Origin of the sequence: Endozoicomonas sp. SESOKO2 (assembly GCF_024606245.1) — a bacterium.
GTDB lineage: Bacteria > Pseudomonadota > Gammaproteobacteria > Pseudomonadales > Endozoicomonadaceae > Endozoicomonas_A.
This window is the reverse complement of sequence record NZ_JAHHPQ010000660.1, coordinates 1-6,702: the sequence shown is the minus strand read 5'-3', so window position 1 is coordinate 6,702 and position 6,702 is coordinate 1. Positions and strand designations below refer to the sequence as shown.

Annotated in this window: 2 protein-coding genes; both read left to right on the top strand. The window is 47.4% G+C overall.

The features are described from left to right. Positions 1-196, top strand: a 196-nt coding sequence (locus KDK17_RS16245) for a hypothetical protein (RefSeq protein ID WP_257255358.1), incomplete at its 5' end; no start/stop codon positions are given. A gap of 340 nt (positions 197-536) precedes the next feature. Continuing rightward, positions 537-6,702: hypothetical protein (locus KDK17_RS16240; protein WP_257288534.1), on the top strand; the 6,166-nt coding region annotated here is incomplete at its 3' end.

The following is a 6,702-nucleotide window of genomic DNA, read 5'->3' as shown; positions in this document are numbered from 1 at the left end:
GTCATTCTCCCATGCAGAAAGTATTCCTTACTCTTACACTCTGGGTGCCCTCTACAAATGGCATCAGAATATTGACAGGAAAGCCAGGAGGACCTCAGCACCTGCCTCCTCTACAGCTGTGAAAGCAGCAATGGCTGGTCATGAGATTGAGAGGTTCGACCCTGATAAAGATAAGAAAATCCACGGCGAACTTTAATATCAGAAATCAGTGAATGCCCACTCAGTAGCAATACCCATCGAAAAGCAACCAGTATAAAGGAATACATAGTGATTGCTTTCAGGTCAGGCTATCAAATAAACCCTGTTTTCAGGCATGCATGAATGTATTCCCGCCCTGAAAAAACCACTCAATTTTACTGGCATTGGACTTTGTCATTACGAACTAAATTCGCTCAATTGCTTACCGAATTTGCCACTGTGAACTAAATTCACTCAACAACTTACCGGAACAGCCATGAGAAACTGGAAGTTGCCTGCTTATCTGGTGTGGTGATCACTTTTCACGGTAATAAAATACTCAGCTCTGAGGTAGTAGAATGACATATGTTCGCCCCAACGCAATCAGCCTTGCCGTGGCCGTTTCCATCATTTCTTCCATCACTGGTACACAGGCACTGGCCGAACGCAGGCTGCAGACAAAATCCATGATTATATTGGACAATGGACATACGGAGTTTACCCAGAGTGAGGTCGTGGTTCAGCCAACTTTAGGTGATGACCAGCAGCCAATACCCAAATCCTTTACTACCACCTACCCTGATCAGGCTGAAGCAAGGACTGTCCATGACATATCTTCTGAAGGCTTCACAGACGTTCTTTCTGGTATCGACGGTGGCGTTTCCACTGTTGATCTGTTTGAGACAGACGACAATGACGTTGCTCAAAAATACACCAAAGTCGTCAAGGTCGGTAATGAGGGGGTCTTCAGATTCACCCATAACCTTGCAGAAGAAGAGCTGATCATTGAAGTCAGAAATGGAATGACCGATCAGGATTCAATTGAGGCTGTTCTTGCACACTTGGATGGCACCCAACCATTTGAACCGTTAACGAGAGTCGTCAGCCCCAAAAAGCTGGTCGGAGTATTGAAAGGAGCCAATGATAGAGCAGGCAACCTTGGCAAAGTCGATCACTATGTAGCCCTTGCCACCATTAAAGTAGACAAAGTTGAAGTGAATGGGCGCACCTTTATGCGTCTTGTCGCTGTCGGCGATCAGCCGCCTGAACTGCAGCGTCTGGGTCAATCGCTCTTTGTCAATGATGAAGCGCTTTTAGCAGCAGCGACTACTGCCTACACCCAGGTTCACGTTCTGGAAAAAGATTTACAACAGAAAGTCCTGAATGATTTGTTGTCATACCAGAAACCCGTCGGATATGTCGTCCACTTCGAGGATGAGACACAGGTTTATCCTGTGCCTGCGGGTTACCCAAAACTGGAAGTGTCTGAGGCTTCGGGGGAGATTATTGTTTTCCGTGGTCAGAAGCAGAACCTGGCCGACACCGCTTTTGCCAGAAGCTTCCGTAACCTCTGGGACATAGACCCTGATAACCCCAGCTCTCCGGTATCAGTGAAGGTAAAAAAAGATAGGATCAAAAACTTACAATACATCATTCGAAGCTCGCAGATGGCACTGCTGGAAGATTTATTTGAGATGTACGATGCCAGAGCTTACGAAGATCAATCGACTAAGCTTTCACTGAAAAAAGAACAGGCGACGATTGAGCTTGCATACTGGGCATCTCTCGAGCAGGCATTGATCAGTGCTACTCCAGATCAAGCAGATGAATTTGTATTCACACCAGATCATGTCAACATCGCTGCTTCGGTCATCACACCAACCTGGATGCGTGCTCAAATCGAACGACACTTCAGCTTGAGACGCGAAATTAGCAAACTCCTGAATAATCAGCTGTTTCTCCACAATATTAAGGAAGTGGTACCTCTTGTCAGCATTACCAATGAAGCCCAGATCGATATTCTTGGAGATAACACAGAGTTTGCTTCCAAAGTCACGAGCGACATGGCCAGAAAGCTGATTGAGCTGGAAAGCTCGCTGGAAATGCTGCAGGCAAGTGAAAGCGAACGAGAAAGTGAACTCATCCGGTTTAGAAGCCATATAGAGCTCACAACGGAGAAATCCACTACCAGTAAACAGGAATTATTCAAAGCACTTCGAAGCAAGCAAAGAATTGAGAATGAGCTCGCACGGCTTAGAGGAGAGAGGGGAGAACTGCGTAGCCTGTTACTGGAACTTCAGCGGGATGTCGAACGAATTCCCAAGCTGGAGAAAAAAATTCGAATTTTCAAATCATTTGCCACAAAAACTTTCAATACTCAAACGGCAGCAAAGCCCGATATTGATGATTGGGATGATACCCAGCCACCGGAAGAACAAGCCAGACTCACCGGAAAAAAAACTCTGGCGACCAACCCATTGGTTGCCGCAACAGGAGAGCCTGTTAAAGAGGCTGCAAAAACAAAACAGGCGGATATTGGCGGCAAGCGCGGTTTTATTTTGGACAATGGAAACGACCTGACTAACCTTCAGTTCATTCAACAGCAGCTGGAACAAGACGCTGAACTCTCCGATGAGGAAGATCTGGAACAACTAATTCTTAATGCCAGAACCGATGCCACAAAAGCTCGCAACGCTCAAATGGCAGCAGAGCTTGGCATTGATAACTGGGAGGATGCCCAGCCATTAGCAAAACAAGCCAGACTCATCAGCCAGAAAATTATTGAAATCCGACGACCAGTTACCGCAACATCGGTTACCGCAACATCGGTTATCGCAACATCAGTCATCGCAACATCGGTCATCGCAACACCGTTGGCCACAACAGCGGTTGCCAGGACGTCGGTCGCCGCAACACCGGTTGCGACAATATCAGATACCGCGACGGTTACCGCAGCAAACGCTGCAACAGAAAAACCTCGGGAAGAAGCAGTCAAAGAACAACTGGCAGCCATTGAAAGCGAGCACGATATTACTCCAGACAATGAAAACGGTCTGGATTCGGGTCATCGATCCATTCAACAGCACCTGCAACAAAAGGCAGAACCAGCCGATTGGATAGCCCAGAATAATCCGGCTAACATTGACGTTCAGCTGAGTCTCGTCCCGGATGAAGAAAAAAACCTGGAAGTCCGTTACCAAGCCATTCAGGAGCCAGCAAAACAGCAGGCAGTTCAGATCGTTCAAGAACATCTTCGGCTACAGAGCATTAGAAAAGATGCTGAAAAAGAAGATGAAATCAAAGCCCTCTATAAAACCATTGCCGCACATTTAAACATTCCGGATTATGATAGTAATGCTGATGATGATGATATTGAAGCTCAACATGATCGCCTGATTCAGAAACTTAAGGCAATGTACACTAAACATGAAATCATGCGTAACAGACTTAAGACCCTGCTCGGTCAAAAGGATTTAGAGGACTCCTTCACCCACGTCAGAAAAGCCACTCTGAAAAAGATTCTTGGTAATGAGCTGGCTAAAGACAGCAATCTGGAAGACCGCTTTATCCTGGAAAGAACGGTATATCTCAAGCTCTTTAAACTTGCGAAGCTGGAAAAAGAACTGGAAGACATCAGAACACCAGGCCACCCCAAAGTCATGCCTGAAGTCCTTGAGACACTCACTGCCGTAGAAAACGCCCTTGATATGCATTGCCTTGATCAAAACGACGACGTCTATCTCCGTCGCCAGGACATTTCCAGAGAGGTGCAGGTGTACATCAGAGACGCCAGACAGCTGGCTGAGAAAGAGGCCCTGAGCATACTGGGGGTCGCAGAAGAAATACTCGGCGTCATAGCCTATGAAGAGGACGACAAAATATCAAGACTCACCAGGATTTCCGGCATACTCAATAGCCATGCTATCCCGGATGAGAAACTGGATGAGATACGGGATGAGATAGATATCATCCTTTGGGCATTTGAAAGCAAAACCCTGAACGTGAAGAACCTGACACTCATCAGGCTTCTTGCCCACCTTCGCTATAAACTCGAAGACCCTGCCCCGGATAAGCAAGCCAGGGTGCGACAGACCGATCGGCTGGAAACCATAGAAAAAATACTCAACATTAAATTCAACGAAGAGGATGACCAGGCAGCAAGACTTCCCCTGATTCTCACACTGCTTGAAGGTGATGATGTTCCGAAAGATACGCTGGAGCAGATAGATCAGACCCTCTGGAAAGAAGACAGCACAGCGCTCGACGAGAGTGTTCTCAAACTCAGGAGGCTTCATGCGACTCTTGCCTATAAAGTCGAAGATTTGCATCTGGAAAAGCAAGCCAGTGAAAGACAGGCACGTTTACTTGCAGCCGTAGAGGACAAGCTCAAGATCTACCCTTCTGAACACATTGCTGCTAAAGACAAGGTCAAGGCTCTCACCGCTAAACTGGCCAAAGATCTGCATGTAGCACTTGAAGTAGATGACAACCTGCCTGATGGGAAGGATGCTTTAAAAGCCAAAATTCAGACGTTAATAGTGGGCATGGCCAATGACGATGAAGCTGTCAGAAGAGCCAGAAACAATAAAGTAGCTCACCAGCTCAACATTAAGGACTATAAAGATGATGCCGCTATCGACGACCAGAACAGCCTGATTGAAGCGAAACTCAATGAGCTGTTCGGAGAAATTTTCAATGCGAGTCAGTCTGACGTTAATGAGCGAATCGCAACCATTGAAAATAGACTGGACGGGCTAATGGCTCGCCTGGGACCTAAACCCCGGTACGCTCTTGATCGAGAAGTAGCCAGAGCCAGGAAAGCTGTGGGAGAAGCTGAAAATGAGCTGCAGGCTCTTTACCGCAAGCTGGGGGCTATTCTTCATGTACGTGTGGTATCTAATTCTCCTGCCACCTTCCCTCTCACGGATGAAGAAAAGGCAATTATTAATCAGAGAATGAAACAAATTCAGACCGGTTTAGGTCTGGTTGCAGTTGATGAGCAAACCTCGGAAGAGCGAGTAGACGACATCAGACATTTCCTGCAGGGAGACGGTTCAGGGAGACGAGCAGAAGTTGTTCTGAAACTGAGAGCTGTCACATCAGATCTGGACATCTCTGTTGAGAGTAACCCTGATGCATCAGAAGAAGAGAATTATTTTAATGCCATTAAAGCCTCCGTAGCCACTCCCGGTCGGGATAAATTCGAGGTAGTCGTTGAAACAGTTGGTGAACTGCCTGAGATCATGAAAAAGTACGCTCAGATCGCAAAATTCATGCGTGAGCGCGACCATAAACTGAAGGAAGTGATCCTCGCACGAGCAGAAGAAAGTGATGCAAGACACAATCTGGACAGTAAAAATCAGGAGATTGACGAGCTTAAGGGCGTCGATCAGGAAGCCAAAGCTCTGCTTGAAGACGAGATAGCCGCGCTGGAGTCAGTCCTGAAACAGAAAAGTGCGGCTATACCGTTAGCACAAAAAGCTCTGGCGGATCATGAAGAAAATCTTAAAGACATTGAAGATGAACTGGGTCTTAAACAAGATTATAGTGCCAATTATGAAGACCGGATCGACGCCCTGAAAAACAAACAAGTAAAGCTGGGCGGATATGACGGTACTGGCGGGAAGATCCTGCAACTGACCCTGCAGCAGGAGCGCCTGAAAAAGGAAGTAGAACTCAAGACGGCGACTATAGAGAACATGAAGCAAGCCCTGGAAGCGGCACAGGAAGCTGTCGAAAATGAGGGTGGCCCCTTCCAGTACACGCCGAAACAGGCAAAAATACTAACCGAGTTGCACGCTTATATGCAGACGCACTCTCTCAAGAAACAAGCTCTGTCAGCCGCAATGGCTCTTGCAGAATCGGCAGAAAAAAGCGGTAAGCTAATACTACCATACCTTCCGACTTTCGATTTTGATGATGAATTGGCACCGATTCGCCTGCAGGCAATGGTTGGAGACCATCTGACGTTTGATCAGGCCAGACGTATTGCGGAAGTCTTCAAAAACCTGAAGGCGACCTTTAGGTCTGAGTCTGCAGAAGATCAGCCCACGAATGCCCTGAAAGAAGTCGAATTTCTGGCACACAGGGCCAGGATCGAGCTAAAAACCGGGGCTCAACAATACGAAGACGAAATATACGGCATGGGCGCAGCAGCCATTCACTTTGTCGAGCATGAACCAGAGGACCTGAAAGGCTTCTCAGAATATTTCGCTACTCGTTCTGCCAGTGGTAACAAGATTATCGGTCTGCTGCGTGAAGGTGTGATCAGTAAGGTTGAACTTGAGAACTACATGAAAGCCGTTAGAGGTGTGGATGGTTATCAGACAGTGGATGAATTTGAACACTTCCTTGGCCACAGACACGGCGTCAATTTGCCTCACTTCAAGACCGTTGTCCAGATGCTGTCCGACAAAGGCACTGAGGAATTCATGCAGAGTGCCTTTACGGCTGTCCCCGTGACTGCCACCAGCCCGGCAGGTATGAAAGAGTCTGTTGCCGGCATGAAAGAATACGCAGCTGCTATCATCGCCAACTACATTCTTGACGATATTGCCTTTGAAAACGGCCGCAAGACGGCAGCATTCCTGACCAATGTTCAGGATACCCTGGAACCTTACGCTCATGCTGCTGGAATATTTGAATCAGAGCTGATCCGGGCTATCCATGACACATTGGTGCAGGCTCACGCCGCAGCGGTTGAGCGACAGCTCAATGATTACTGGGTCAAACCTTCAGCCTCTC